Source organism: Pararobbsia silviterrae (assembly GCF_003628125.1).
Taxonomy (GTDB): Bacteria; Pseudomonadota; Gammaproteobacteria; order Burkholderiales; family Burkholderiaceae; genus Pararobbsia; species Pararobbsia silviterrae.
The window spans coordinates 485,198-510,923 of record NZ_RBZU01000003.1 but is presented as its reverse complement, the minus strand read 5'-3'; the positions used below and the strand labels follow the sequence as shown (position 1 = coordinate 510,923).

At 64.8% G+C, this 25,726-nt stretch carries 25 protein-coding genes and 1 tRNA gene; 15 read left to right on the top strand and 11 right to left on the bottom strand.

Translation table 11 applies throughout. The features are described 5' to 3' along the window. The first annotated feature begins 153 nt into the window (after positions 1-153). Together nadA and nadC are read left to right on the top strand one after the other, a co-directional pair. Positions 154-1,293: a quinolinate synthase NadA gene (gene nadA, locus D7S86_RS10380; RefSeq protein ID WP_121086015.1), complete on the top strand. Its 1,140-nt coding sequence runs from the start codon at positions 154-156 to the stop codon at positions 1,291-1,293. A 21-nt stretch (positions 1,294-1,314) separates the two neighbouring features. Beyond that, entirely contained in the window at positions 1,315-2,208 is an 894-nt protein-coding gene (gene nadC / locus D7S86_RS10375; protein ID WP_121086013.1) for a carboxylating nicotinate-nucleotide diphosphorylase, read from the top strand. A gap of 165 nt (positions 2,209-2,373) precedes the next feature. Here the strand turns inward: nadC and nadB are convergent, their stop codons facing one another. The 4 genes from nadB to radC form a co-directional block, all read right to left on the bottom strand. Continuing rightward, positions 2,374-3,972 carry an L-aspartate oxidase gene (gene nadB / locus D7S86_RS10370; protein WP_121086011.1) on the bottom strand — a complete coding sequence of 533 codons (1,599 nt, stop codon included), beginning with the start codon at positions 3,970-3,972 and terminating at the stop codon, positions 2,374-2,376. Between the two features lie 175 nt (positions 3,973-4,147). Further along, the gene (gene rpmG, locus D7S86_RS10365) at positions 4,148-4,315 is read right to left on the bottom strand and encodes a 50S ribosomal protein L33 (protein WP_121086009.1); all 168 of its coding nucleotides are present in this window, start codon (positions 4,313-4,315) and stop codon (positions 4,148-4,150) included. Between the two features lie 11 nt (positions 4,316-4,326). Beyond that, the gene (gene rpmB / locus D7S86_RS10360; protein WP_121086007.1) at positions 4,327-4,560 is read right to left on the bottom strand and encodes a 50S ribosomal protein L28; all 234 of its coding nucleotides are present in this window, start codon (positions 4,558-4,560) and stop codon (positions 4,327-4,329) included. 212 nt (positions 4,561-4,772) lie between these two features. After that, a complete protein-coding gene (radC, locus tag D7S86_RS10355) occupies positions 4,773-5,585 on the bottom strand; it encodes a RadC family protein (RefSeq protein ID WP_158601920.1) in 813 nt (270 codons plus the stop codon). A gap of 106 nt (positions 5,586-5,691) precedes the next feature. Here radC and D7S86_RS10350 point away from each other — a divergent pair, with 106 nt between their 5' ends. From D7S86_RS10350 to D7S86_RS10325, 6 genes are all read left to right on the top strand, one after another. After that, positions 5,692-6,147 carry an FKBP-type peptidyl-prolyl cis-trans isomerase gene (locus D7S86_RS10350; protein WP_121086003.1) on the top strand — a complete coding sequence of 152 codons (456 nt, stop codon included), beginning with the start codon at positions 5,692-5,694 and terminating at the stop codon, positions 6,145-6,147. 16 nt (positions 6,148-6,163) lie between these two features. Then, on the top strand, positions 6,164-7,105 hold the full coding sequence (gene ispH / locus D7S86_RS10345; protein ID WP_121086002.1) for a 4-hydroxy-3-methylbut-2-enyl diphosphate reductase: 942 nt from the start codon (positions 6,164-6,166) through the stop codon (positions 7,103-7,105). A 491-nt stretch (positions 7,106-7,596) separates the two neighbouring features. Further along, on the top strand, positions 7,597-8,547 hold the full coding sequence (locus D7S86_RS10340) for a branched-chain amino acid ABC transporter permease (protein WP_121086000.1): 951 nt from the start codon (positions 7,597-7,599) through the stop codon (positions 8,545-8,547). 19 nt (positions 8,548-8,566) lie between these two features. Beyond that, entirely contained in the window at positions 8,567-9,730 is a 1,164-nt protein-coding gene (locus tag D7S86_RS10335; RefSeq protein ID WP_121085998.1) for an ABC transporter permease subunit, read from the top strand. Between the two features lie 21 nt (positions 9,731-9,751). Further along, complete coding sequence (locus D7S86_RS10330; protein WP_121085997.1) at positions 9,752-10,525, top strand: ABC transporter ATP-binding protein; 774 nt, start codon at positions 9,752-9,754, stop codon at positions 10,523-10,525. 20 nt (positions 10,526-10,545) lie between these two features. Then, positions 10,546-11,250, top strand: a complete 705-nt coding sequence (locus D7S86_RS10325) for an ABC transporter ATP-binding protein (protein ID WP_121086148.1) — start codon at positions 10,546-10,548, stop codon at positions 11,248-11,250. Between the two features lie 191 nt (positions 11,251-11,441). On the opposite strand, the gene D7S86_RS10320 is transcribed toward D7S86_RS10325, so the two are convergent. Further along, a complete protein-coding gene (locus tag D7S86_RS10320) occupies positions 11,442-12,629 on the bottom strand; it encodes an acetylornithine transaminase (protein WP_121085996.1) in 1,188 nt (395 codons plus the stop codon). Positions 12,630-12,644: 15 nt separating this feature from the next. Continuing rightward, a complete protein-coding gene (locus D7S86_RS10315; RefSeq protein ID WP_121085995.1) occupies positions 12,645-13,676 on the bottom strand; it encodes a CDP-6-deoxy-delta-3,4-glucoseen reductase in 1,032 nt (343 codons plus the stop codon). 191 nt (positions 13,677-13,867) lie between these two features. Here D7S86_RS10315 and D7S86_RS10310 point away from each other — a divergent pair, with 191 nt between their 5' ends. Next, positions 13,868-14,788, top strand: a complete 921-nt coding sequence (locus tag D7S86_RS10310; protein ID WP_121085994.1) for an NAD-dependent epimerase/dehydratase family protein — start codon at positions 13,868-13,870, stop codon at positions 14,786-14,788. A 13-nt stretch (positions 14,789-14,801) separates the two neighbouring features. On the opposite strand, the gene D7S86_RS10305 is transcribed toward D7S86_RS10310, so the two are convergent. The 5 genes from D7S86_RS10305 to D7S86_RS10285 form a co-directional block, all read right to left on the bottom strand. Further along, positions 14,802-15,518: a pseudouridine synthase gene (locus D7S86_RS10305; RefSeq protein ID WP_121085993.1), complete on the bottom strand. Its 717-nt coding sequence runs from the start codon at positions 15,516-15,518 to the stop codon at positions 14,802-14,804. Between the two features lie 64 nt (positions 15,519-15,582). Further along, a complete protein-coding gene (locus tag D7S86_RS10300; RefSeq protein WP_121085992.1) occupies positions 15,583-16,038 on the bottom strand; it encodes a DUF3331 domain-containing protein in 456 nt (151 codons plus the stop codon). A gap of 585 nt (positions 16,039-16,623) precedes the next feature. Next, positions 16,624-16,708: transfer RNA gene (locus D7S86_RS10295), tRNA-Leu, on the bottom strand. Positions 16,709-16,882: 174 nt separating this feature from the next. After that, complete coding sequence (locus tag D7S86_RS10290; RefSeq protein WP_121085991.1) at positions 16,883-18,067, bottom strand: ABC transporter substrate-binding protein; 1,185 nt, start codon at positions 18,065-18,067, stop codon at positions 16,883-16,885. A gap of 43 nt (positions 18,068-18,110) precedes the next feature. Further along, complete coding sequence (locus D7S86_RS10285) at positions 18,111-19,052, bottom strand: CysB family HTH-type transcriptional regulator (RefSeq protein ID WP_121085989.1); 942 nt, start codon at positions 19,050-19,052, stop codon at positions 18,111-18,113. 248 nt (positions 19,053-19,300) lie between these two features. On the opposite strand from D7S86_RS10285, the gene D7S86_RS10280 reads away from it, so the two are divergent. The 6 genes from D7S86_RS10280 to cobA all read left to right on the top strand — a co-directional run bounded on the left by D7S86_RS10280 (position 19,301) and on the right by cobA (position 25,648). Further along, positions 19,301-20,968 carry a nitrite/sulfite reductase gene (locus tag D7S86_RS10280; protein ID WP_121085987.1) on the top strand — a complete coding sequence of 556 codons (1,668 nt, stop codon included), beginning with the start codon at positions 19,301-19,303 and terminating at the stop codon, positions 20,966-20,968. A 142-nt stretch (positions 20,969-21,110) separates the two neighbouring features. Then, positions 21,111-21,641: a DUF934 domain-containing protein gene (locus D7S86_RS10275; protein ID WP_121085985.1), complete on the top strand. Its 531-nt coding sequence runs from the start codon at positions 21,111-21,113 to the stop codon at positions 21,639-21,641. Then, a complete protein-coding gene (locus D7S86_RS10270; protein ID WP_121085983.1) occupies positions 21,638-22,396 on the top strand; it encodes a phosphoadenylyl-sulfate reductase in 759 nt (252 codons plus the stop codon). The genes D7S86_RS10275 and D7S86_RS10270 overlap by 4 nt, the downstream gene beginning before the upstream one ends. Before the next feature lie 104 nt (positions 22,397-22,500). Continuing rightward, entirely contained in the window at positions 22,501-23,463 is a 963-nt protein-coding gene (gene cysD, locus D7S86_RS10265) for a sulfate adenylyltransferase subunit CysD (RefSeq protein WP_121085981.1), read from the top strand. Positions 23,464-23,485: 22 nt separating this feature from the next. After that, complete coding sequence (locus tag D7S86_RS10260; protein WP_121085979.1) at positions 23,486-24,799, top strand: sulfate adenylyltransferase subunit 1; 1,314 nt, start codon at positions 23,486-23,488, stop codon at positions 24,797-24,799. Between the two features lie 45 nt (positions 24,800-24,844). After that, positions 24,845-25,648, top strand: a complete 804-nt coding sequence (gene cobA / locus D7S86_RS10255; RefSeq protein WP_121085977.1) for a uroporphyrinogen-III C-methyltransferase — start codon at positions 24,845-24,847, stop codon at positions 25,646-25,648. The last annotated feature ends 78 nt before the right edge of the window (positions 25,649-25,726 follow it).

Below are 25,726 nucleotides of genomic sequence, written 5' to 3'. Positions count from 1 at the left end.
GACACACCGCGGGCTGGCCAAGGTCCGCGGTGCGGATAAAAACGATCGAAGACACGATCGAAGTCCATTGGCCCCCACGAATAACCCCGCCGACGCGGGGTTTTTTGTTTTTTGGCATTGTGTCGTTCATACCCAGCGGAATCAGGGGACATCATGTTGGAACAGTCAGTCAAGGCGATCGAGTTCGATCGCCCGCAAGCGCAGGGTCTCGTTTGCGGTGTCGGACAAGCCTGGGCGCGCGTGCCCGATGCGCCGTCCGTCGAGGAGCGCGAACACCTGAAGGCACGCATTCGCGCCTTGCTCGTTCGCGAGAAAGCCGTGCTTGTCGCGCACTACTACGTCGATGGCGATCTGCAGGATCTTGCCGAGGAGACCGGCGGGTGCGTGGCCGATTCGCTTGAAATGGCGCGTTTCGGCCGCGATCATGCCGCGCAGACGCTGGTCGTCGCGGGCGTGCGATTCATGGGCGAGACCGCCAAGATCCTGAGTCCCGAAAAGCGTGTGCTGATGCCCGATCTCGATGCGACCTGTTCGCTCGATCTCGGCTGTCCGATCGATGAATTCTCGGCGTTTTGCGATGCGCATCCCGATCGGACCGTCGTCGTCTACGCGAACACGAGCGCGGCGGTGAAGGCGCGTGCCGACTGGATGGTTACGTCGTCGATCGGGCTCGATATCGTGCGCGCGCTGCATGCGCGCGGCGAAAAGATCATCTGGGCGCCCGATCGTCACCTGGGCGGCTATATCCAGAAGCAGACGGGCGCCGACATGCTGCTTTGGCAGGGCTCGTGCCTCGTGCATGACGAGTTCAAGGGCATCGAACTCGATTTGCTGCGCAAGGAACACCCGGGCGCGAAGATCCTCGTGCATCCCGAATCGCCGGCGAGCGTCGTCGAGCAGGCCGATGTCGTCGGTTCGACGACGCAGCTTATCCGGGCGACGCAGGAGCTCGACGCGAAGGAATTTATCGTCGCGACGGACCTCGGCATTCTCCACAAGATGCGCGCGGCCGCGCCGAACAAGGTGTTTATCGAAGCTCCGACAGCAGGCAACAGCGCGACGTGCAAGAGCTGCGCGCATTGCCCGTGGATGGCGATGAACGGGCTCGCGAATCTTGCGGACGTGCTCGAACACGGCCGCAACGAAATTCACGTCGACCCGCGTATCGGTCTCCGCGCGCGTCTGCCGATCGATCGGATGCTCGATTTCGCCGCGAACAAGAATGCAGTGGTGCGCGCGAGCGGCGATCTCGCGCGCGATGGGGCGCTGTTCACGAACGTGGGACCGGCCTGACAGGACACGACAGGAGACATCATGGGGAATCGTTGGGAAGAGATCCGCGCGCTTTACGGCGCGGCGCTTGATGATGCGCTTCGGCGCAACGTGGCCGATGCGCTTGCCGAAGACGTCGGCAGCGGAGACCTCACGGGACAGCTCGTGCCCGAGGGGCCGCCGCGCCGCGCGCGCGTGATCGTGCGCGAGGACACCGTGCTGTGCGGTGTGCCGTGGTTCAACGAGGTCATGCGCTCGGTCGATCCGACGCTCCGGATCGAGTGGCACAAGCATGACGGCGACCGCATGGCGCCGAACGACGTGGTCTGCGAGATCGTCGGGCCCGCGCGTTCGTTGCTGACGGCCGAGCGCAATGCGTTGAACTTCATTCAGTTGCTCACGGGCGTCGCGACGACGACGCGTCGCTACGTCGATCGCGTCGAAGGCACGCGCGCGCGGATTCGCGATACGCGCAAGACGATGCCCGGACTGCGGCTCGCGCAGAAATACGCGGTTCGCGTCGGCGGCGGCGACAATCATCGGCTCGCCTTGTACGACGGCATCCTGATCAAGGAAAACCATATCGCCGCGGCGGGCGGCGTGGGCCCGGCGGTCGACGCGGCGCTTGCGATCGGTCGACGCGTACGCGAGTCCGAAGGCCGCGATCTGTCGATCCAGGTCGAAGTCGAGTCGATTGCCCAACTGCGCGAAGCGCTTGAGCATCACGCGACGTCGATTCTGCTCGATAACTTCACGTTCGAGATGATGCGCGAGGCGGTCAGTGTGACGGGCGACCGTGCGGTGCTCGAAGTCTCGGGCAGCGTGAACCTCGATACGGTCCGGCAGATTGCCGAGACGGGGGTCGATCGGATCTCGATCGGCACGTTGACGAAGGACGTCAAGGCCGGCGATTTTTCGATGCGGATCATCGACTAAGCGCGCGCTTGCCCGGCACGACAGGATGATTGCGGGGCTCGACTGTTCGAGCCCCGTGTATCTATCGGTGACCGCCTCCCGGTCGACCGGGGGCCGGTGACGAGGGCCGGCGCTCCGGCAGACTCGACCCCGCCAGACCGATATCTGATCGGGCGGGATCTTCGTTCAAAGCGGCTTGTTGCGCATCCGGCGCGGCGCCAGCACCGACGGCAAGGCCTTGGGTAGCGACGTGGGCCAGTCCGCGCTGAAATGCAGGCCACGGCTTTCGCGGCGGCTGCGCGCGCTTTCGACGATCAGCGACGCCACGTCGACAAGGTTGCGCAGTTCGAGCAGGTCGCGGCCGATACGCGTATGCGCGTAGTACTCGTGAATCTCGTCGCGCAACAACGCGATCCGATGACGTGCGCGCGCGAGCCGCTTGTCCGTGCGCACGATCCCGACGTAATTCCACATGAGCCGTCGTAATTCGTCCCAGTTGTGCGCGACGACGACTTCTTCGTCGGGATCGGAGACGCGGCTTTCGTCCCATTCGGGCAAATGCGGTCCGACGGGCATCGCGTCCTTGTCGTCGAGAATCGATTGCGCGGCCGCGCGGCCGATCACGAGGCATTCGAGCAGCGAGTTGCTCGCGAGGCGATTCGCGCCGTGCAGCCCCGTGCATGCCGTCTCGCCGACTGCATAGAGTCCGGCGAGATCGGTCCGGCCCGCGAGGTCCGTGACGACGCCGCCGCACGTATAGTGCGCGGCCGGGACGACCGGAATCGGATCCTTCGTGATGTCGATGCCGAATTCGCGGCAGCGCGCGAGGATCGTCGGGAAGTGCTCGTTGAGGAATTCGGGCGATTGATGGCTGATGTCGAGATAGACGCAGTCGATCCCGCGCTTCTTGATTTCGAAGTCGATCGCGCGCGCGACGATGTCGCGCGGCGCGAGTTCGGCGCGCGCGTCGTGCTGCGGCATGAAGCGCGTGCCGTCGGGCAGTTTGAGCAGACCGCCTTCGCCGCGCACGGCCTCGCTGATCAGAAACGACTTCGCGTACGGGTGATAGAGGCACGTCGGATGGAACTGGATGAACTCCATGTTCGAAATTCGGCAACCCGCGCGCCAGGCCATCGCGATGCCGTCGCCCGTCGCCGTATCGGGATTCGTCGTGTACAGATAGACCTTGCCCGCACCACCGGCGGCCAGCACGGTGTGCGGCGCGTCGATCGTGACCGTGCGCCCGCGCTTGAGATCGAGCGCGTAGAGGCCGTGACACCGGCGGCCCTTGAGGCCGAGCCGGTCCGATGTGATGACGTCGATCGCGAAGTGGTCTTCGAGGATCGTGATATTCGGGTGCTGGCGTACGCGCTCGTTGAGCGTCGTGACGACGGCGTGGCCCGTCGCATCCGCGGCGTGGATGATGCGGCGATGGCTATGGCCGCCTTCGCGCGTCAGGTGAAAACCGAGTTCGGCCGCGTCGTCGCGCGTGAAGGGGACGCCCTGCGCAATCAGCCATTCGATCGCGTCGCGACCGTGTTCGACGATAAAGCGCGTGGCGGTTTCATCGCAGAGTCCGCCGCCCGCGATCAGCGTGTCGCGGACATGATTCTCGACGCTGTCCGTCGAATCGAGCACGGCCGCGATGCCACCCTGGGCCCAATCGCTCGCGCCGTCGGTCATCGATCGCTTCGCCAGGATCACGACCTTGCGGGTCTCGGCGAGATTCAATGCGACGGACATGCCCGCCAGTCCGCTTCCAACGATCGCTACATCGAAGTTCATCGTGTTCTGTCTCAGGTGCTGGGCCGATTCTGGTGCGACCCATGTCGGGAAACCGAGCGTGCAGTCTAACGGACATGCACAAACCTTGCGGGCGACGTGCGTATGCGACGTACATAACAAAAAACCCCGCAGTGCGGGGTTTTTGACGCCACTCGAACGCTGGGGGTCGAGTGTCTTACTTGATCTTCGTTTCTTTGTAGTCGACGTGCTTGCGAGCGACCGGATCAAATTTCTTGATCAGCATCTTTTCCGGCGTCGTGCGCTTGTTCTTCGTCGTCGTATAGAAGTGACCCGTACCTGCGGTCGACTCCAGCTTGATCTTGTCGCGAATGCCCTTGGCCATGTCCGTGCTCCTTAGACTTCACCGCGTGCGCGCAGGTCTGCGAGCACAGCGTCGATACCGTTCTTGTCGATCAGGCGCAGGCCAGCGTTCGACAGGCGCAGACGCACCCAACGGTTCTCGCTTTCGACCCAGAAACGACGGTTTTGCAGATTCGGCAGAAAACGGCGCTTGGTCTTGTTGTTGGCGTGGGAAATATTGTTGCCGACCATCGGCGCTTTCCCGGTCACTTTACATACGCGTGCCATGAAGCACTCCTAGCTTGAATTCTTGGGTATAACGCGTAGGCCCCGTCATAGACACGTACTGCTTACTGGGCGAACGCCTGAATAGGTTGGAACAGGAATCCGGGAGTATAGCGGGAAAAGCGCAGGGAAATCAAACCGTTTTTTGCTTTTCCGCGATTCGCGCGCCGACGTTCCGCGCGGCGATCGGGGTCGGATTCCGGTGCATGGCCCGCTCAGAGCCAGCCGCGCTCGTGGAACGAGACGACCGACCCGGCGCCGACGACGATGTGGTCGAGCAGCGTCACTTCGATGGTTTCGAAGGTCCGCGCGAGTTCACGCGTGAGTTCGCGGTCGCTCGGGCTCGGTTCGGCGTCGCCGGACGGGTGATTATGCCCGACGATGACCGAGGCCGCGTTCCAGTCGAGCGCGTTGCGCGCAAGTTCGCGCGGATGCACGGCCGTGCGCGTGAGGCCGCCGCGCGAGCACTCCTCGTAGTGGAGCATCCGGTGCCGGGCATCGAGATAGATGCAGACGAACACTTCGTGCGGGCGCGACCCGATCCAGAGCTTCATGAACGACTGGATCGTCTCGGGCGTCATCGAGGCCTGGGATGTCCGCATCTCGTCCGCGAGTGCGCGCTGCGCGGCGATGCCGATCGCGCGCAACAGCGACATTTTCGCCGGACCGATTCCATGGACCTGTCGAAGCGCGGCGGGCGCCGCCGACAGGACGCCGCGCAAGGATCCGAAACGGCGCAGCAGCGTCTCGGCGACCTCGAACACATCCGTGCCCGCGGGGCCCGTGCCAAGAAAAATGGCGAGCAGTTGCGCGTCGGTCAGCGCTTCGGGGCCCTGCGTCGCGAGCCGTTCGCGCGGCAGATCCGCGCGCACCCGGTCGAAGCCCGCGAACGTGGCGCGGCCCCTTCTTGCGCGCGGCCGCAAGCCGCCGCGCGCAAGAAGGGGCGCCCGCGCGGGTTCGGACGCGGCGTGATCCCGGCGCCCTTGCTCGGCACCGAATGCCGTTCCGATCGTGTCTTGTGGATCCATCGTGATTCCTCCTTGCATGCCGAACGCCCGACGGTCTCGCGGAGCCTCGCTTACAATACGGGTTTTGGCGCACGCTTCGTGCGCCTCGTTTTTCGCCGAGCATTGCATGACCGTCATCGACACCGCACGCATTCAGGCTGGCTCCCATGTCACGCTGCACTACCGCCTCTCGCTCGCCGACGGCGCGGACATCGCCAACACCTTCAACGACAAACCCGCGACCTTGCTGATCGGCGCGGGGCAGATCGCGCCGTCGCTCGAACAGAGGCTGATCGGGATGGCGGTCGGCGATCATGCGTCTTTTGAGCTGGCGCCGGAGCAGGGGTTCGGTGAGCGAAATCCCGAACTGATTCAGAAGGTGTCGCTCGCGACGCTGCGCAAGCAGTCGAATCTGGGCGAAACCTATGTGCCCGGCGATGTCGTCGAATTCAATGCGCCGAGCGGCGGCCGCTACGCCGGGGTGCTCAAGGAGCTTGGCGATACCTACGCGCTGTTCGATTTCAATCACCCCCTGGCGGGGCAGAGCCTGACGTTCGAAGCGAAAGTCATCGGCATTCTCTGAGCTCCGAGAGGTAGGCATGTCGGATTTTGAGATTCTTCTTGCGCAACCCCGTGGATTCTGTGCCGGGGTCGATCGCGCGATCGAGATCGTCGAACGTGCGATCCATCTGTACGGCGCACCGATCTACGTGCGTCATGAGATCGTTCACAACGCGTACGTCGTGAGCGATCTGCGCCAAAAAGGCGCGATCTTCGTCGAGGATCTCGCCGAGGTGCCCGACGGCGGCACGGTGATCTTCTCGGCGCACGGCGTCTCGAAGGCGATCCGCGCCGAGGCCGAGCGCCGCGGCCTGCGCATTTTCGATGCGACATGCCCGCTCGTGACGAAGGTGCATATGGAAGTCGCGAAGATGCGCGCCGACGGCTACGAGATCATCATGGTCGGCCACAAGGGCCATCCCGAAGTCGAAGGCACGATGGGGCAAAGCGGCGAGGGCATGCATCTCGTCGAGGATGTCGCCGACGTCAACCGGCTCGTGGTCGCACGCGCGGACCGGCTCGCCGTCGTCACGCAGACCACGCTCTCGGTCGACGACGCGGCCGAAGTGCTCGGCGCGCTGCGCGCGCGGTTCCCCGAGATCCGCGAGCCGAAGAAGCAGGACATTTGCTACGCGACGCAGAATCGCCAGGACGCGGTCAAGTTCATGGCGCCGCGCTGCGACCTCGTGATCGTCGTCGGAAGCCCCAATAGTTCGAATTCGAACCGGCTGCGCGAGGTCGCCGAACGGTACGGCATTCCGTCCTATATGGTCGACGATCCGTCGCAAATCGATCCGGGCTGGGTCGTCGGCAAGCGCAGAGTGGGCATTACCGCGGGGGCATCGGCGCCCGAGGTGCTCGCTCAGGCCGTGATCGGCCGCCTGCGCGAGCTCGGCGCGTCGTCCGTGCATCCGCTCGACGGCGTCGAGGAAAATGTGACGTTCCCGCTGCCGCGCGGACTGAGTGCAACCGCAGCATAGCGATGCGCTGACCGAACATCTGATTCAATCCAACAACGCCATGCAGCGCGCGCTTGCGTGGCGTATATTTTTCTGCAGCCGTCCGGCTGCATTTTTTTTGTCCGGACGCCGCAGGCCTCTCCGGGCAGGCCCGCATTGACGTTCGACCGGGGTGTGGCGCAACCTTGCGGCGGATCGCGTGGCGCGAAAGTGCAACCCAGTTGCGATGCGGGTGGCACCTGACCGACATAAACGAACCGGCAATGCAGGAAAACCCGAGCGCATCGAATATTGCTCACCTTTGATCTGGCTGTAAAATTCGCGCGCTTTCGGCAGGTTGCACTCTGTTGCCGGCGGCGCCAGACCGGACATGCATGGGGCAGACCCCGTCCTTGCGCCATCGGCGCACCGGTTATTTTTTTCTACGAGCCGTTCCGTCGCACACTGTCGGGGTCCGGGCCCATACGCCCGGCGATCAAGACAAACCGGACGTACGGGCAAAGGAGTATCAGATGGATATCTTTATCCAGCAGCTCATCAATGGGCTGGTCCTAGGGAGCGTGTACGCGATCATCGCGCTGGGCTACACGATGGTCTACGGGATCATCGGCATGATCAATTTCGCGCACGGCGACGTGTTGATGATCGGCGCGATGGTCGCGCTGTCGGCGATCAACGTGCTCCAGGCACACTTTCCCGCGCTCGGCATGGTGCCCACGCTCGTGATCGCGTTGATCATCTCGGCCCTCGTCTGTGCGGCCGCCGGTTACACGATCGAGCGTGTCGCTTATCGGCCGCTGCGCAATGCGCCGCGGCTCGCGCCGCTGATCACGGCGATCGGCGTCTCGATCCTGCTGCAGACGATCGCGATGATGATCTGGGGCCGCAGCCCCTTGAGCTTCCCGCAGTTGCTGCCGACGGATCCGCTGACCGTCATCGCGCCGCAGGGCGATCATCCGGGCGCCGTGATCTCGGCGACCGAAATCATCATCATCGTCGTCGCGTTTCTGACGATGGCGGGCCTGCTGTTGCTCGTGCACAAGACGCGGCTCGGCCGCGCGATGCGCGCGACGGCCGAGAATCGCGCGGTCGCGGGTCTCATGGGCGTGAACCCGAATTTCGTGATCTCGGCGACGTTCATGATCGGCTCGGCGCTCGCCGCGCTCGCGGGCGTCATGATCGCGTCCGAATACGGCAACGCGCACTTCTACATGGGCTTTATCCCGGGTCTCAAGGCGTTCACCGCGGCCGTGCTCGGCGGCATCGGCAATCTCGCTGGCGCGATGGTCGGCGGGGTCGTGCTCGGCATCATCGAACAGCTCGGAGCGGGCTATATCGGCGACTTCACGGGCGGGGTGTTCGGTTCGAACTACCAGGACGTGTTCGCTTTCATCGTGCTCATCGTCGTGCTCGTGTTCCGTCCGTCGGGTCTGCTCGGCGAACGCGTCGCGGATCGCGCCTAAGCCAAACGGGGATATCGTCATGACTTCCATTCAACCCGTCGAACCGTCGACCGCCGTCATTCCCGAGAAGAAGACGCCCAGGCACTATGCCGGGGTCGCCCTGATCGCGCTCGGCGTGATCCTCGCGCCGATGATCATCGGCGCCGCGGGCGGCAACTACTGGGTCCGCGTGCTCGACTTCGCGATGCTCTACGTGATGCTCGCGCTCGGCCTGAACGTCGTGGTCGGTTTCGCCGGCCTGCTCGATCTCGGCTATATCGCGTTCTACGCGGTCGGCGCGTATATCGCGGCGCTGCTGTCGTCGCCGCATCTGACGACGCAATTCGCCTGGATCGCCGCGATATTTCCGCACGGCCTGCATCTTTCGATCTGGCTCATCGTGCCGCTCGCGATGTGCGTCGCCGCGATCTTCGGGATTCTGCTCGGCGCGCCGACGCTGCGTCTGCGCGGCGACTATCTCGCGATCGTGACGCTCGGCTTCGGGGAGATCGTGCGGCTCTTCATGAACAACCTCGATCGGCCCGTCAACGTGACCAACGGACCGAAGGGCATCACGGGGGTCGACCCCGTCTCGATCGGCGGTTTCAACTTCAACGAGACGCACTCCGTGCTCGGCATCTCGATGCCGTCGGTGTATCTCTACTACTACCTGTTCGTCCTTTGCGCGTTGTTCGTGATCTTCGTCTGCGTGCGGCTCCAGCATTCGCGGATCGGCCGCGCCTGGGCCGCGATCCGCGAGGACGAGATCGCCGCGAAGGCGATGGGGATCAACACGCGGAACATCAAGCTGCTCGCGTTTGCGATGGGGGCGTCGTTCGGCGGCCTGTCGGGCGCGATGTTCGGCGCGTTCCAGGGTTTCGTGTCGCCCGAGTCGTTCACGTTCTGGGAGTCGGTCGTGGTGCTCGCGTGCGTCGTGCTCGGCGGCATGGGCCATATTCCGGGCGTGATCCTCGGCGCGGTGATGCTGTCGATCTTCCCTGAATTCCTGCGCTCGACGATGGGCCCGCTGCAAAACATGTTGTTCGGCCATCAGATTCTCGATACCGAAGTCATTCGCCAGCTTCTCTACGGTCTCGCGATGGTCGTCATCATGCTGTATCGCCCCGCGGGTCTCTGGCCGTCGCCCAAGCATGAGGACAAGCTCCTCAAGGCGTCGCGCCGCGACAAGACGGTACGCGCTTAACCGGACGGGGATCCACGAACCATGAGCAAATCCATTCGACTCTCCGTGAAGGGTGTCAACAAACGATTCGGCGGCTTGCAGGCCTTGTCCGATGTCGGGCTGCAGATCGAGGAAGGACAGATCTACGGCCTCATCGGTCCGAACGGCGCGGGCAAGACGACGTTCTTCAATGTGATTACGGGCCTCTACGAACCCGACTCGGGCGACTTCGTGCTCGACGGGCAGGCCTACAAGCCGACGGCCGTCCATGAAGTCGCGAAGACCGGTATCGCGCGGACGTTTCAGAACATCCGGCTGTTCGGCGGCATGACCGCGCTCGAAAACGTGATGGTCGGCCGTCACGTGCGCACGCGGCACGGTCTGATCGGCGCGGTGCTCCGGACGCCGTCCGAACGCAAGGAAGAACGCGAGATCAAGGAGCGTGCGCTCGATCTGCTCGAATACGTCGGCGTCACGCAGTATGCCGACTACACCGCGCGGAACCTGTCGTACGGCCATCAGCGCCGTCTCGAGATCGCGCGCGCGCTGGCGACCGATCCGAAGCTGCTCGCGCTCGACGAGCCCGCGGCCGGCATGAACGCGACCGAAAAGGTCGAACTCACGCGCCTGCTCGACAAGATTCGCGCCGATGGCAGGACGATTCTGCTGATCGAGCACGATGTGAAACTCGTGATGGGCCTCTGCAACCGGATGACGGTGCTCGACTACGGCAAGGTGATTGCCGAAGGGCTGCCGCAGGACGTGCAGAAGGATCCGAAAGTGATCGAAGCCTATCTTGGCGGGGGAGGCCACTGATGACGACGAACGGTTCAGCGATGCTCTCGATCTCGGGGCTCAAAGTTGCCTACGGCGGCATTCAGGCCGTCAAGGGCGTCAATCTCGAGGTCCGCGAGGGCGAACTCGTCACCTTGATCGGCGCGAACGGCGCGGGCAAGACGACGACGATGAAGGCGATCACCGGTATCAAGCCGATCAGCGGCGGCGATATCGTCTATCGCGGCGAGTCGATCAAGGGCGTGCCGCCGCACGAGTTGCTCAAGCGCGGTCTTGCGATGGTGCCCGAAGGCCGCGGCATCTTCGCGCGCATGACGATTCTCGAGAACATGCAGATGGGCGCGTACCTGCGTAACGACAGCGACGGCATCCAGAAGGATGTCGAGCGCATGTTCGGCTTCTTTCCGCGGCTCAAGGAACGTGCGTCGCAGCTCGCGGGCACCTTGTCGGGCGGCGAGCAGCAGATGCTCGCGATGGCGCGCGCGATCATCAGCCGGCCGAAGCTGCTCCTGCTCGACGAGCCGTCGATGGGACTCTCGCCGATCATGGTCGAGAAAATTTTCGAAGTCGTGCGCGAGATCTCGAAGGAAGGGCTCACGGTGCTGCTCGTCGAGCAGAACGCGAAGCTCGCCCTGCAGGCGGCGACGCGCGGCTACGTGATGGACTCGGGCACGATCACGATGTCGGGCGAGGCGAAGCAGATGCTCGACGATCCGAAGGTCCGCGCGGCGTATCTCGGCGAGTAGCGCGTGTCTGTGCTTCGGTCCGCGCGGATGGCGGGCCGAGGGACGGTGGCTGACGTGTGGTGGGCGCTGATGCATAAGCCCGCGCGCGCATGGACGGATCCGATGCGAGCCCGTTCGACGTGACTCGCAAAAAAAGGGGTGCCCGCCAAGGCACCCCTTTTTTATGACGGCGGCCGATGCCGGCCCGCGACTCAGGCGAGGCTGTCGAGCACCGTGCGCAGCGCGCCGAGTGCGAGATCGATTTCCGCGTTCGTCACGTTGAGCGCGGGCATGAAGCGGATCAGGTTCGGACGCGCGGCGTTGAGCAGCACGCCATCCGGCTGGAGCTCGCGCGCGCGTTCGACGATCTGGTTGCCCTTGTCGTGATTCATGAGCAGCGCGCGCAGCAGGCCTTCGCCGCGTTCGCCGTTCATGCCGTAGTCGGCCGAGATCTTGAGCAGGCCCGCCTTCAGATACTCGCCGCGCGCGCGCACGCCTTCGAGGAAGCCCGGCGCGATCAACTGTTCGATGACCGACAGACCGACGGCCGTCATCAACGGATTGCCGTTATACGTACCGCCTTGATCGCCGGCTTCGAACACCGCGATCTCCTCGCGCGCAAGCAAGGCCGCGAGCGGCACGCCGCCGCCGATGCCCTTGCCGAGCGTCATGATGTCGGGCTCGATGCCCGAGAGCTGGTACGCGAACAGCGAACCCGCGCGGCCGCAGCCCGTCTGCACTTCGTCGACGATCAGCAGCAGATTGTGTTTGCGCGTGAGCTCGCGCAACTGCTTCATGAATTCGGCCGTCGCCGGAATCACGCCGCCTTCGCCCTGAATCGGTTCGAGCATGACCGCGACGGTCTTGTCGTTGATCAAAGCCTCGACCGACGCGATGTCGTTGAGGTCGGCCTTCGGGAAGCCCGGCACCTGCGGCGCGTAGAGCGTGTCCCAACCGGGCTTGCCGCTGGCCGACATCGTCGCGATCGTGCGGCCGTGGAAGCTGTGGTCGAACGTGATGATCTCGTAGGCGCCGTTCTTGAACTTGCGGCCCCACTTGCGCGCGAGCTTGATCGCGCCTTCGTTGGCTTCGGCGCCGCTGTTGGCGAAGAACACCTTCTGGAAGCAACTGTTCGCGGTCAGGAGATTCGCGAGACGCGTCATCGGCTCGTTGTAGAACGCGGGGCTCGGATTGATGAGCTTGCGCGCCTGCGTTTCGAGCGCCTGGATCATGCCGGGATTGCAGTGGCCGAGGCAGTTGACGGCCCAGCCCTGAATGAAGTCCAGATATCGCTTGCCGTTATTGTCGTAAAGCCACGATCCCTCGCCGCGCGTGAACACGATGTCGGGCCGGCTCGTGATGTACATCAGCGAATCGATCGGGTAGTCATTGAACTTCATGGTCGCTTCACTCCTTCAGACGGCGTTGACCAGATCCGCGGCGCTCGTAAACGAATCCGCAAAAAATTCCTCGGCCGGCAGGCCGTGGTGCGAACTGAAATCCCGATGCGCCGATTCGACCATGACGGGCGCGCCGCACGCATAGACTTGGTAATTCGACAAGTCTGGCAGGTCCTCGATGACGGCGCGATGAACGAATCCGGTTCGACCCGTCCAGGCGTCGGCTTCGGTCGGTTCGGACAGCACGGGAATGAAGCGGAAGTGTGGCAGTTCAGCCGCCCATTTTTCTGCCAAGGACGCCAAATAAAGGTCCTTTTTCGAGCGCGCCCCCCAGTAAAGCGACATCGGCCGCGTGATGCCGGTATGAATCGCGTGCTCGATCATCGCCTTGATCGGCGCGAAGCCCGTGCCCGATGCGAGGAAGACGATCGGTTTGTCCGAGTCTTCGCGCAGGAAGAACGTGCCGAGCGGGCCTTCGAAGCGCAGGATGTCGCGTTCCTTCATCGTGCCAAACACGTGATCGGTGAACACGCCGCCCGGCATATGGCGGATATGCAGCTCGACGGGACCTTCGTGATGCGGTGCGCTCGCCATCGAATAGCTGCGGCGCTTGCCGTCCTTGAGCAGGAATTCGACGTATTGGCCCGCGAGGTATTGCAGGCGTTCGTTCGCGGGCAACTGGAGCTTGAGCACGATGACGTCGTCAGCCAGGCGTTCGAGCGCGTTGACGCGGCAGGGCAGCTTCTTGACGGGCATGTCGCCGACACCGGACACCTCGCGGATATCGATCTCGAGATCCGATTTCGCGGTCACGCAGCAGAACAGGGCCATGCCGCGGGTCTTTTCGTCGTTCGACAGCGCCGACGACGAGTGGGGGCCCTGGTCGAACTCGCCCGAGAGGACCGAGCCCTTGCACGAGCCGCACGCGCCGTTCTTGCAGCCGTACGGGAGGCCGACGCCCTGGCGGACCGCCGCGGTCAGCACGGGCTCGTCGCCCTCGACCTGGAATTGCCGGCCGCTTTGCCGGATCGTCACATTGAATGCCATAACGGGTCAGTCGAATTACGTCGTATTGGTGGAGAAACATCGCGCCGCGCGTCATGCGCCGGCGCACCCGAGGTTCGTTGCGGCAGCATGCCGACGCAGGTTCGGCACGCCCGTCTCGCGGGGATGCCGGAGTTGCGTCGCGCGCATGCTGCCGCGATGGGTTCGTCGATCGATCGCTACAATGCCGGACCATGATCCGAACCCGAAAACTGCGTCGTCCGCGCGTGCTCGTCGTCGGGGCGGGCCACGTCGGCTTGCGCTGCGTGACCCTGCTGCGCGACCGGTATCGCGTCTTCGCGCTCACGCGCGACGATGATCCGGCGCGTCTCGCCGCATTGCGCGAGGCAGGCGCCGTGCCGGTCGCGGGCGACCTCGACCGGCGCCGAAGCCTGCATCGCGCCGCGCGGCTGGCGAACACGATCCTCGATCTTGCGCCGCCGCCTGCGAGCGGCGCGCGCGACCCGCGATCCGAGGCTCTGATCGCCGCGCTTGCGCGAGCGCGCGGACGGGCGCCCATTGTACCCGAGCGACGCCCGCCGACCGTGGTCTACGCCAGCACGACGGGCGTGTATGGCGATTGCGGCGGCGCGCGTGTCGACGAGACGCGTCCCGTGCGACCCGCGAATCCGCGCGCCGTGCGGCGCGTGGCGGCCGAGCGCGCGTGGCGCGCGGCCGGGGCGCGTCGCGCGGTCGATCTGCGCATCGTACGGATTCCCGGCATCTACTCGGCGCAGCGCTTGCCCGTCGAACGCCTGCGCAAGGGCACGCCGGCCCTGGCCGAGGCCGACGACGTCTTCACGAGCCATATCCATGCCGACGATCTCGCGGCGATCGTGATCCGTGCGGCGCGCGCCGGACGACCGCAACGCGTCTATCTGGCCGCCGACGATACGCGGCTTCGGATGGCCGACTACTTTGACCTGGTGGCCGATCGCACGGGGCTGCCGCGGCCGCCGCGGATCGCGCGCAGCGTGGCGGAGGCCGTGCTCGAGCCCGTGTTGCTGAGCTTTATGCGCGAGTCGCGCCGGATCGACAATGGGCGGCTCAAGCACGAACTCGGCTACCGGCTGCGCTTTCCGACCGTCGAGGATTTTTTCGACAGCGAGGGTTGAGGCCGATCCGGGATCAGCGCGCGGCCGCGCCCGGCTTGAGCGCGTCGAACTCGTGCGGTTCGAGCCAGCGCCATTGACCGGGGTCGAGCGAGGCGGGCAGAACGAGCGCGCCGAGCGCGTCGCGATGGAGCGTCTCGACGTGGTTGCCCGTCGCCGCGACCATGCGTTTGACCTGGTGGTACTTGCCTTCGTGGATCGTCAGCACGAGCGTATGGGCCGATTCGCGTACGGCCGACAGTGCCGCGAGCGGCGCTTTTTCGTCGTGCAGCAGGACGCCGCGTTCGAGCGCTTCGAGTTGCGCGTCCTCGATCGGGCGCGCGGTGCCGACGCGATAGCGTTTGGGCACCTTGCGCTTGGGCGACGTGTTCTGGTGAATGAATGCGCCGTCGTCGGATAGCAGCAGGAGGCCCGTCGTGTCCTGGTCGAGCCGGCCCACGCACTGGACGTTGCGTTCGACGAGCGGCTGGGGCAGCAGTGTGAAGACGCTCGGATGATGGTGCGGATTGCGCGAGCATTCGAATCCCGCGGGCTTGTGCATCAGCAGATATGCATGCTCGCGCCACGTCCATTCGATCGCGTCGATCGTGAAGGCGAGGCCCTGGGGAGGGTAGTCGGCGTCGGCGTCGGTCACGATCGCGCCGTCGATCGCGACGCGGCCGTTTTCAATCAGCGCGCGGCATTGGCGGCGCGTGCCGAAGCCTTGCGAGTGGAGAATGCGTTCGAGAATCATCGGCGCGACTGTAGCACGCGGCGCTTGAGCGGCGCCGCGTGTGTCGCGTGTGTTCGCGCCTCGCTCAGATCTCGGCGCGCACCTGTGCGAGCGCGCTCGCGAGGATCATCGCGTGCGCGTTGAGCGGCGCGGGGACGGCCGGAATCGGACGGTAGATCGCATCGCCGGGATCGATATGCATGCCGGTGATGGCGCAGCATCCGGGCTGATGCGCGATGCCGACGCGCCAGATTTGATCGTTGTAGTGGCACGAGGTCGAGTCGCGCCACGAGACGGCGACCGTGCGTTCGCTCAGCCGATCGAGCACGTTGACGATGCGCCCCGAGTGCGTGCCGTCGTCCTGCGCTTCGATTTGATAGCGGCGACGGTCGTTGGCGGCTTCGCGGGACGCGAGCGCACGCGAGTCGCTGGCCGACGGACTCGCGCATTCGTCGGCCGTCGTCGATTCGAGCAGGCAATGAAGAATGCCCTTCCACGGGTCACCAACGAGTGCATTGCGTTTGAGAGCATTGCTTTTCATGGATCACGCTCCGTTGATTGAGCTTCGAGCCGGGTCGGGACTCGGGCATCCGTGCATCGCGTCTGTGCCGAAGGCTGCATGTTTCGGTGAGGGCGGATGGGAGATGTCCATGCGCAGCGTGCGCAATCCGAACAGGCAACGATCCGAGTATGAAGAGGCGTAATGACGCGGTCTTTTCAGTCCGCACGGCGATTTCGAAATCGCACGGGGCGAGACCGTATACGTTGGTATGAGTACAGAGCGGCGGGCCGGCTTTCGTATAGGGCGGGTCGCGCGGATGGCGCCGCGACGCTTGCGGGACGGGCGATTCGCGGTATGAGGCGGAGATGAGGGGCGGGCGGGGATCCCACGCGGAGCCTGCGCCGCACCATCCGCTTGCGCGTTATGCGATGCGCAGTGTTGCATTCATGCCTGACCCTGCCGAGGCGCCATATGGCTGTCATATTCGCCGTCCCATTTAGCCGAGGCGGCTTAACGCGGCGTCGATCGATGCCTTGCGCATCGGGCACCGGCAATAAAAAACCCCGCGAGCGCTAGTCTGGCGGGGTTTCTTTGGCAAAGCTCGGAATCGTTGGAACAGCAATGTGGTGCCCGGGGCCGGACTCGAACCGGCACGCCTCGCGGCGGGGGATTTTGAGTCCCCTGCGTCTACCTGTTTCACCACCCGGGCTGATCGCTGTTGCATGCGCCGCCACCTAGCTGCATAGGGCTGCGCGCGAAGACGGCGATTATGGCCGAAAGCCGCCGGACGGGCAAGCACCCGACGACACAGCGGCGACGGCGCGCGGGAGGACCACACGCGGGCCATCCCGCCGGGCAGGGATTCGAGCGCGCGAAGGCGCCCTCACTGACTCAAATAGACAAACTTCCCGTCCTTGATCTCGCCCATCACGCTCGCGCGCTGATCGAGGCCCACGTGGTCGTGCGCGCTCATATTGACGATCCCGTTCGGGACGATCAGGTCGTGTGTCTGTTCCAGCGCCGCGCGCAACGCGGCCCGGAAGGCCGGCGTGCCCGGCTGCGCGACCTTCGACGCGCTCGACACCGCCGCGTTCAGCAACGGCCAGACCCCCGCCGCATCGCCCGCGAACTGCGTGACCGTGCCCGCACCGTAGCTGGCTTCATATTGATTGACGAAGGTCATCGCGGCCTTCTTGACCGGGTGGCTCGACGGCAGGCTCTGGGCCACGACGACCGGCTGCGTCGGAAACAGCGTGCCTTCGACATCCTTGCCGCCGAGTTTCAGAAACTCGGGCGTCGCGATCCCGTGCGTCTGATAGATCGGCCCCTTGAAGCCGCGCGCCTTGAGTTCGCGCTCGGGCAGCACGGCCGGCGTACCGGACCCCGCGACCAGCACCGCGTCAGGATGCGCGCTCATGACCTTGAGCACCTGACCCGTCACACTCGTATCCGTCCGGTTATACCGCTCGACGTCGACGATCCGGATCGAGCGGATCTGCGCAAACTGGCTGAACTGCTTGAGCCAACTGTCCCCGTAGCCGTCCGCGAAGCCAATGAAACCGACCGTCTTGACGTTGTGCGCACTCATATAGCGCGTCATGACGTCGGCCATCGCGCTGTCGTTCTGCGCCATCTTGAACGCCCACGTCCGCGATCCCTCCTGCGGTTCGACGACCGAGCCCGAACCCACGAGCGTAATCATCGGCGTCGTCGCCGCCGCCACGGGATCGAGCGCCGCGAGCGCGGCCGCCGTCACGTTCGGACCGACGATCACATCGACCGTGTCCTCGGTCAGCAGGCGCCGCACATTGCGCACGGCGTTGCCCGGGTCGCTCGCGTCGTCGAGGATCACATATTTCGCGTCCTCGCCGCCCAGCTGGCGCGGCCACATCTGCACGGCCTTCTGGCTCGACAGCCCGATCGCCGCGGCTGGGCCCGTCGTCGACAGATCGATGCCGACCGTCACGCCCTTCGCGTGCGCGCCAAGCGCCGCCAGCGCCGCGCACAGGCCGATCGCCGCGGCTGCGGCGTGACGTTTGAACCGTCCGAGTGTCGGGTTCGGATGCATGCGGGTCCCCTTGCGTGTTTTCTAGCGTTGGAATGGGTCGTGCTCAGAGTTCGTAGTTCTCGTGCTCGCCGCGCAGCGCCTGCTCGACGAGCTTGCGCGTGAGCGTCGGCGACAGGAGCTCGACGAGCGTATAGATATAGCCGCGCAAATACGCACCCTGCTTGAGCGCGATCCGCGTCACATTGCTGCCGAACAAATGACCGACCGGAATCGCGCGCAGATGCCGGTCGCGCTCGGCGTTGAACGCGACATCGGCCATGAGGCCGACGCCCAGTCCAAGTTCGACATAGGTCTTGATCACATCGGCGTCGATCGCTTCGAGCACGACGTCCGGCGTAAGATTTCGCAATGCGAAAGCCTGATTGATCTTCGACCGGCCCGCGAACGCGGGGTCGTAGGTGATCAGCGGGTAGCGCGCGAGATCGTCGAGCGTCACGCTCGCGCGCTCGAGCAGCGGATGGTCGGGCTGCACGATGGCGACGTGATGCCACTGGAAGCACGGCAGCGAAACGAGATCCTTGTAGCCCGACAGGGCTTCCGTGGCGATGCCGATATCGGCCTGATCGTGCAGCACCATCTCGGCGACCTGCGTCGGACTGCCCTGCAGAATCGAGAGCCGGACCTTCGGAAAACGCCGCTTGAACTCGGCGACGGCGGACGGCAACGAGTAGCGCGCCTGGGTGTGCGTCGCGGCAATCGTCAGGTTCCCCTGATCCTGAGCCGCGTAGTCTTTCCCAACTCGCTTTAAACTCTCAACTTCCTGAAGGATCTTCTCGACCGAGACCAGAATGATCCGACCGGGCTCGGTCAACGACCGGACCCGCTTGCCGTGCCGCGTGAAGATTTCGACGCCGAGCTCCTCTTCGAGCTCGATGATGGCCTTCGACACGCCGGGCTGCGAGGTGTACAGCGCCTTGGCGGCCTCGGTCAGGTTGTAGTTTTGACGAACAGCTTCGCGGACGAAGCGGAACTGGTGCAAGTTCATATATAACCTCGCCGCATATCAAAAGAAAAATTCAGTCGTTTGAAATATAAAGCGAGTTTATTACGATCAACGCACTTTTTCCAATATCGATAGCAGCATTCGTCATTTGCAAATGAGCAATCGATCCGAACCGGTTTGGCGGGACGCGGTCCAGACGGGTTGAGTCGGTTGATGTCGAGATACATCCGTCGCGCGGACGGTCCATCGGGGCCGCGGGCGTCGGATCACAGAAAAACAGAGGGTGCCCCATGTATCAATACGATCGGCTTGATCAGGCCATCGTCGACGAACGGGTCGAGCAGTACCGGGATCAGGTCCGCCGCCGCCTGTCGGGCGAGCTGTCGGAAGAGGAGTTCCGTCCGCTGCGCCTGCAGAACGGTCTCTATATGCAGCGCCACGCGTACATGCTGCGCGTCGCGATCCCGTACGGCCATCTGAGCAGCCGCCAGGTCCGCACGCTCGCGGAGATCGCGCGCGACTACGACCGCGATTACGGCCATTTCTCGACGCGCACGAACATCCAGTACAACTGGATCGAGCTCGAAAAGACGCCGGACATCCTGCGCAAGCTCGCCGACGTCGAGATGCATGCGATCCAGACCTCGGGCAACTGCATCCGCAACATCACGGCCGATCAGTTCGCGGGCGTCGCGCCCGACGAGATCGTCGATCCGCGGCCGTACTCGGAAATCATGCGTCAGTGGTCGACGTTCCACCCCGAATTCGCATGGCTGCCGCGCAAGTTCAAGATCGCGGTCTCGGGCACGGTCCAGGATCGCGCGGCCGTGCTGATCCACGATCTCGGCGTGTACCTGAGCCGCGACGCGCAAGGCGAAGTCGTCGCGCGCGTGATCGCGGGCGGCGGCCTGGGCCGTACGCCGATCATCGGCTCGGTCATCAAGGAAAATCTGCCGTGGCGGCATCTGCTCACGTACGCGGAAGCCGTGCTGCGCGTCTACAACCGCTATGGCCGTCGCGACAACCTGTACAAGGCGCGGATCAAGATCCTCGTCAAGGCGCTCGGCGCCGACAAGTTCGCCGAACAGGTCGAGCAGGAATGGGCGCATCTGAAGGACGGCCCGGCCACGATCACGCAGGAAGAATTCGACCGCGTCGCGGCCTTCTTCGCGCCGCCCGCCTATGAAAAGCTCGCCGACACCGATCCGGCCTACGAAAAGCATTTGCTCGAAAACCGCCAGTTCGCGCGTTGGGTCGAGCGCAATGTGCGTCCGCACCGTGTCGCGGGCTATGCGAGCGTCACGCTGTCGCTGAAGCCGACCACTGCGCCGCCGGGCGATGCGACGTCGGCGCAGATGTTCGCCGTCGCCGATTGGGCCGATCGCTTCAGCTTCGGCGAAGTGCGCGTCACGCACGAGCAGAACCTCGTGCTCGCCGACGTCAAGAAGCGCGATCTGTTCGAAGTCTGGCAACTCGCGAAGGCGCAGCAGTTCGCGACCGCGAACATCGGCTTGCTGACCGACATCATCGCGTGCCCGGGCGGCGATTTCTGCTCGCTCGCGAACGCGAAGTCGATCCCGATTGCACTTGCGATCCAGGAACGGTTCTCGGATCTCGACTACGTGCACGACCTCGGCGAACTGTCGCTGAACATCTCGGGCTGCATGAATTCGTGCGGTCACCATCACGTCGGCAACATCGGCATTCTCGGCGTCGACAAGGACGGCGAGGAGTGGTACCAGCTGTCGCTCGGCGGCGAGCAGGGCGAAGGCGCGAAGCTCGCGCGCGTGATCGGCCCGTCGTTCAAGGCTGAACAGATGCCCGACGTGGTCACGCGCGTGATCGAGACGTTCGTCGCGAATCGCGACGGCGACGAGCGGTTCATCGATACGTATCAGCGTATCGGCATGGCGCCGTTCAAGGAGCGCGTCTACGCACGCGATACCGCGAGCGCCTGAGGCGCCCGCACGGGAGTCGATCGCGCTTGCGCGAGACCCGGCGTGACGCCGCGGCGGTGAGTCGCCGCGCGAGCCGGGATACGGACAGACATTCGAGAGATTACGCGGACCGCTTGACGGCGGTTCGCACAGGAACCACGCCATGCCTCAGATCATCAGGAACCGTACCGTCGTGGACGACGACTGGCTCGTCGTGCGCGCAGCCGAAGACGGCGGACTGCCGCCGCCCGACGCGTTGCCGGCCGGCAAGGTCATCGTGCCGTTCAGCTATTGGAAAGCCGCGCGCGCCGAGCTGTCGGCACGCGGCGCGTCGCAGGTCGCCGTCTGGTTCGCGCCCGACGACGAACCGGCCGAGATCGTCGACGACTTCGGCGCGATCGCGCTGATCGCGATCGATTTCCCCGTGTTCCGCGACGGCCGCGGCTACAGCATCGCGCGTCTGCTGCGCGAACGTTATGGCTACACGGGCGAGATCCGCGCGATCGGCGACGTGCTCCGCGATCAATTGCTCTATATGAGCCGTTGCGGCTTCGACGCGTTCGCCGTGCGCGCCGACAAGGACATCCACGACGCGTTGCGCGCGTTCGGTGAACTCACGATCCACTATCAGACGGGCACCGACGAGAAGCTGCCGCTGTTCCGTCGCCGCGAGGCAACCGGGGCGCGGCTATGAGCACGGTCGAAGGCCATGCGCTGAGCGCGGAGCTGAACGCGAAGATCGCGCGCCTCGAAGCGCGCCTCGACGCGATCGCGGCCGCGCATACGCGCGTGAAGTTCGCGAGCAGTCTCGCGGCCGAAGACATGCTCGTCACGCATGTGATCCTCACGCGCAAGCTCGGCATCACGGTGTTTTCGCTGAACACGGGCCGCCTGCACGCGGAGACGCTCGGCATGATCGATCGCGTGCGCGAACGCTACGGCTACGAGATCGAGCAGTGGTATCCCGATGCCGCAGCCGTCGAGACGTACGTCAAGGATCACGGCCTCAACGCGTTCTACGAGAGCGTCGATCTGCGCAAGGCGTGCTGCGGAATCCGCAAGGTCGAGCCGCTGAACCGCGCGCTCGCGGGTGTCGAAGCGTGGGTCACGGGTCAGCGTCGCGAGCAGTCGGTGACGCGCACCGAACTCGACGAGCACGAGCACGACGGCGCGCGCGGCATCGAGAAGTACAACCCGCTCGCCGAGTGGACCGAGGCCGACGTCTGGGCCTACCTCAAGCACTTCGACGTGCCCGTGAATCCGCTGCATGCGCGCGGATACCCGAGCATCGGATGCGAACCCTGCACGCGTGCGATCCGTCCCGGCGAAGACAGCCGCGCGGGCCGCTGGTGGTGGGAGTCGCGCGACTCGAAGGAGTGCGGACTCCATATTCCGATCGTCGCGGTCGAGGGCGGCGAAGGCGCATCGTCCGCCTTGCCGTCGCGTTGATCGACGCACGGATCGGCTTACGCGAATCGCACCACGCATTTGTCAGCATTCACAAGCATCGGCGCCTCGGAGCGCCGGCGCCCACGTAACGGAAGGACCGAATCATGAGCACCGAGCTCAACGTACCCGCCAACACCGACACGCGCACCGCCGCGCAGAAAATGGACCATCTCGACTGGCTTGAGGCCGAATCGATTCACATCCTGCGCGAGCTCGTCGCCGAATGCCGGAATCCGGCGCTGCTGTTCTCGGGCGGCAAGGATTCGGTCGTCGTGCTGCATCTCGCGCTCAAGGCATTCGGCCTGGGTCCGAACCGCAAGACGGGTCTGCCGTTCCCGCTCGTGCACATCGACACGGGACACAACTATCCCGAGGTCATCGATTTCCGCGATCGTCGCGCGGCCGAGATCGGCGCGCGTCTCGTCGTCGGTCATGTCGAGGACTCGATCCGCAAGGGCACCGTGCGTCTGCGCAAGGAAACCGATTCGCGCAACGCGGCGCAGGCCGTGACGCTGCTCGAAACGATCGCCGAACACCAGTTCGACGCGATGATCGGCGGCGCACGCCGCGACGAAGAGAAGGCGCGCGCGAAGGAGCGCATCTTCTCGTTCCGCGACGAATTCGGCCAATGGGATCCGAAGGCGCAACGCCCCGAACTCTGGAGCCTGTTCAATGCGCGGCTGCACGCGGGTGAACACTTGCGCGTGTTCCCGATCTCGAACTGGACCGAACTCGACGTCTGGCAATACATCGCGCGCGAGCGCCTCGAACTGCCCGCGATCTACTACGCGCACTCGCGCGAGATCGTGCGCCGCAACGGCCTGCTCGTGCCGGTTACGAACCTGACGCCGATGCGCGACGGCGAGACGAGCGAAATCGCCACGGTCCGCTTCCGCACGGTCGGCGATATCAGCTGCACGTGCCCTGTCGAAAGCGATGCCGACGATCTCGACAAGATCATCGCCGAGACGGCCGTGACTGAAATCACCGAACGCGGTGCGACGCGTATGGACGATCAAGCGTCCGAAGCCGCGATGGAACAACGCAAGAAGCAAGGCTACTTCTGAGCCGGGCAAGGAACGAATCACGATGAGTACCACGAATCACACCGAAGACCTGGGCGTGCTGCGCTTTATCACGGCGGGCAGCGTCGACGACGGCAAGAGCACGCTGATCGGCCGCCTGCTCTATGACAGCAAGGCTGTGTTGTCCGACCAGCTTTCGGCGCTCTCGCGCGCGAAGAACAAGCGCACGGTCGGCGACGAAATCGATCTGTCGCTGCTGACCGACGGCCTCGAAGCCGAGCGCGAGCAGGGCATCACGATCGACGTCGCTTACCGCTATTTCCAGACGGTGCGCCGCAAGTTCATCATCGCCGACACGCCGGGCCACGAGCAGTACACGCGCAATATGGTGACGGGCGCGTCGACGGCCGATGCGGCAATCGTGCTCGTCGATGCGACGCGCGTGACGACGGTCGACGGCAAGACGCAATTGCTCGCGCAGACCAAGCGCCATAGCGCGATCGTCAAGCTGCTGGGCCTCCAGCACGTGATCGTCGCGATCAACAAGATGGACCTCGTCGACTACAGCGAGCAACGGTTCAACGAGATCCGCGACGCGTATGTCGAGCTGGCGGCGCATCTGAAACTCGACGACGTGCGCTTCGTGCCCGTCTCGGCGCTCAAGGGCGACAACGTCGTGCAGGCCAGCGAGAGCATGCCGTGGTACGCGGGCGAGCCGCTGCTGCCGCTGCTCGAATCGCTGCCCGTGCGCCGCGCGCGTCACGCGCTGCGTTTCCCGGTCCAGTGGGTCGCGCGTCAGGACGGTCATCTGTCCGACGACTTCCGCGGGTATATGGGCCGCGTCGAGAGCGGCGAAGTCTCGGTCGGCGACACGATCGTCGTGCTGCCCGCGAATCGTGAAGCGATCGTGGCCGAGATCATCGCGCCGGTGCCGGGCGGCACGGCCTCGGTCGACCGCGCGTTCGCGGGCCAGTGCGTGACCGTGCGCCTCGCCGAGGACGTCGACGTGTCGCGCGGCGACACATTCGTGTCGACCAACGACGTGCCGACGCCCGCGCGCAAGCTCGAAGCCGATCTCTGCTGGTTCGACGAAGAGCCGCTGTCGACGCAGCGCAAGTATCTGCTCAAGCAAACGAGCAATACGGTATTTGCACGCGTCGGCGCGGTGCGTCAGGTGCTCGACGTCCACACGCTGTCGCATGCGCTCGATCGTCATTCGCTCAAGATGAACGACATCGGCTCGGTCTCGCTGACGCTGCAAAAGCCGATCGTCGCCGACGAATACGACACGCAACCGGCGACCGGCGCCTTCGTGCTGATCGACGAAGCGACGCATCACACGGTCGCGGCCGGCATGATTCGTGCGGCGTCGAACTGATCCATCGTCGGCGACTCGTGCGCGGCACACTCTTCGGGCATTGAAATGGGCAAGGTGTATTTGATCGGGGCGGGTCCTGGTGCGGCGGACCTCATTACGGTGCGCGGCGCGCGTCTGCTCGCGCAGGCCGAGGTCGTGCTGCACGATGCCCTGATCGAGGACGCGATGCTCGATCTCGCGCCCGGCGCGAAGAAAATCGCGGTCGGCAAGCGCTGCGGCCAGCGCTCGACGGCGCAGCATTTCATCAACAAGCAACTCGTCGACGCGGCGCGCGAGCATGCGGTCGTCGTGCGGCTCAAGGGCGGCGATCCGATGTTGTTCGGCCGTGCCGACGAGGAAATGCGCGCGCTCGAAGCGGCCGGCATCGACTACGAGATCGTGCCCGGCATTACAGCCGCGCTCGCGAGCGCGGCGACGCTGCGGCGTTCGTTGACGCTGCGCGGCGTGTCGCGCAGCGTCGCGTTCATCACACATAGCCGCGCGCCCGATAGCGAGACGATTCGCGAACGCGCGAGCGCCGATTCGCTCGTGTTCTACATGGGGCGCGACAGCGCGCCGACGATCGCGCAGGAACTCATCGATGCAGGGCGTGCGGGATCGACGCCCGTGGCGCTGGTCGAGGCCTGCAGCACGCCGCATGAACGCACGCTGACGTTGACGCTCGATGCGCTCGCCGCCGGTGCCGCGCAGGGCTGGCTCGATCCGGCACAGCCGAGTCTCGTGATGATCGGTGCGGCATTCGCCGCGCGCGCGTCGCAGATCGACGGCGAGTCGGTCGATCCGACGCCGGCGCGCGAAACCTTCGACGACGCGGCCCCCGAGAGCGCCTCGCGGCAACGCGCGGCGTAAGGCGGGGCGGGCCGGGTAGGTCACGCGGCCCGCGTGTTTGAGCCACCGCGCGCCTTAGTCATTCAGAACTTCATGACC

What these genes read in the sequence shown, in the direction of transcription:
- D7S86_RS10335 (WP_121085998.1), top strand. Translation starts at nt 8,567, where the DNA reads ATGACTTCCATTCAACCCGTCGAACCGTCGACCGCCGTCATTCCCGAG.
- rpmB (WP_121086007.1), bottom strand. Translation starts at nt 4,560, where the DNA reads ATGGCACGCGTATGTAAAGTGACCGGGAAAGCGCCGATGGTCGGCAAC.
- D7S86_RS10270 (WP_121085983.1), top strand. Translation starts at nt 21,638, where the DNA reads ATGAGCACGGTCGAAGGCCATGCGCTGAGCGCGGAGCTGAACGCGAAG.
- ispH (WP_121086002.1), top strand. Translation starts at nt 6,164, where the DNA reads ATGTCGGATTTTGAGATTCTTCTTGCGCAACCCCGTGGATTCTGTGCC.
- nadA (WP_121086015.1), top strand. Translation starts at nt 154, where the DNA reads ATGTTGGAACAGTCAGTCAAGGCGATCGAGTTCGATCGCCCGCAAGCG.
- rpmG (WP_121086009.1), bottom strand. Translation starts at nt 4,315, where the DNA reads ATGGCCAAGGGCATTCGCGACAAGATCAAGCTGGAGTCGACCGCAGGT.
- D7S86_RS10340 (WP_121086000.1), top strand. Translation starts at nt 7,597, where the DNA reads ATGGATATCTTTATCCAGCAGCTCATCAATGGGCTGGTCCTAGGGAGC.
- D7S86_RS10285 (WP_121085989.1), bottom strand. Translation starts at nt 19,052, where the DNA reads ATGAACTTGCACCAGTTCCGCTTCGTCCGCGAAGCTGTTCGTCAAAAC.
- D7S86_RS10260 (WP_121085979.1), top strand. Translation starts at nt 23,486, where the DNA reads ATGAGTACCACGAATCACACCGAAGACCTGGGCGTGCTGCGCTTTATC.
- cobA (WP_121085977.1), top strand. Translation starts at nt 24,845, where the DNA reads ATGGGCAAGGTGTATTTGATCGGGGCGGGTCCTGGTGCGGCGGACCTC.
- D7S86_RS10280 (WP_121085987.1), top strand. Translation starts at nt 19,301, where the DNA reads ATGTATCAATACGATCGGCTTGATCAGGCCATCGTCGACGAACGGGTC.
- cysD (WP_121085981.1), top strand. Translation starts at nt 22,501, where the DNA reads ATGAGCACCGAGCTCAACGTACCCGCCAACACCGACACGCGCACCGCC.
- radC (WP_158601920.1), bottom strand. Translation starts at nt 5,585, where the DNA reads ATGGATCCACAAGACACGATCGGAACGGCATTCGGTGCCGAGCAAGGG.
- D7S86_RS10290 (WP_121085991.1), bottom strand. Translation starts at nt 18,067, where the DNA reads ATGCATCCGAACCCGACACTCGGACGGTTCAAACGTCACGCCGCAGCC.
- D7S86_RS10310 (WP_121085994.1), top strand. Translation starts at nt 13,868, where the DNA reads ATGATCCGAACCCGAAAACTGCGTCGTCCGCGCGTGCTCGTCGTCGGG.
- nadC (WP_121086013.1), top strand. Translation starts at nt 1,315, where the DNA reads ATGGGGAATCGTTGGGAAGAGATCCGCGCGCTTTACGGCGCGGCGCTT.
- D7S86_RS10350 (WP_121086003.1), top strand. Translation starts at nt 5,692, where the DNA reads ATGACCGTCATCGACACCGCACGCATTCAGGCTGGCTCCCATGTCACG.
- D7S86_RS10325 (WP_121086148.1), top strand. Translation starts at nt 10,546, where the DNA reads ATGCTCTCGATCTCGGGGCTCAAAGTTGCCTACGGCGGCATTCAGGCC.
- nadB (WP_121086011.1), bottom strand. Translation starts at nt 3,972, where the DNA reads ATGAACTTCGATGTAGCGATCGTTGGAAGCGGACTGGCGGGCATGTCC.
- D7S86_RS10330 (WP_121085997.1), top strand. Translation starts at nt 9,752, where the DNA reads ATGAGCAAATCCATTCGACTCTCCGTGAAGGGTGTCAACAAACGATTC.
- D7S86_RS10275 (WP_121085985.1), top strand. Translation starts at nt 21,111, where the DNA reads ATGCCTCAGATCATCAGGAACCGTACCGTCGTGGACGACGACTGGCTC.
- D7S86_RS10315 (WP_121085995.1), bottom strand. Translation starts at nt 13,676, where the DNA reads ATGGCATTCAATGTGACGATCCGGCAAAGCGGCCGGCAATTCCAGGTC.
- D7S86_RS10320 (WP_121085996.1), bottom strand. Translation starts at nt 12,629, where the DNA reads ATGAAGTTCAATGACTACCCGATCGATTCGCTGATGTACATCACGAGC.
- D7S86_RS10300 (WP_121085992.1), bottom strand. Translation starts at nt 16,038, where the DNA reads ATGAAAAGCAATGCTCTCAAACGCAATGCACTCGTTGGTGACCCGTGG.
- D7S86_RS10305 (WP_121085993.1), bottom strand. Translation starts at nt 15,518, where the DNA reads ATGATTCTCGAACGCATTCTCCACTCGCAAGGCTTCGGCACGCGCCGC.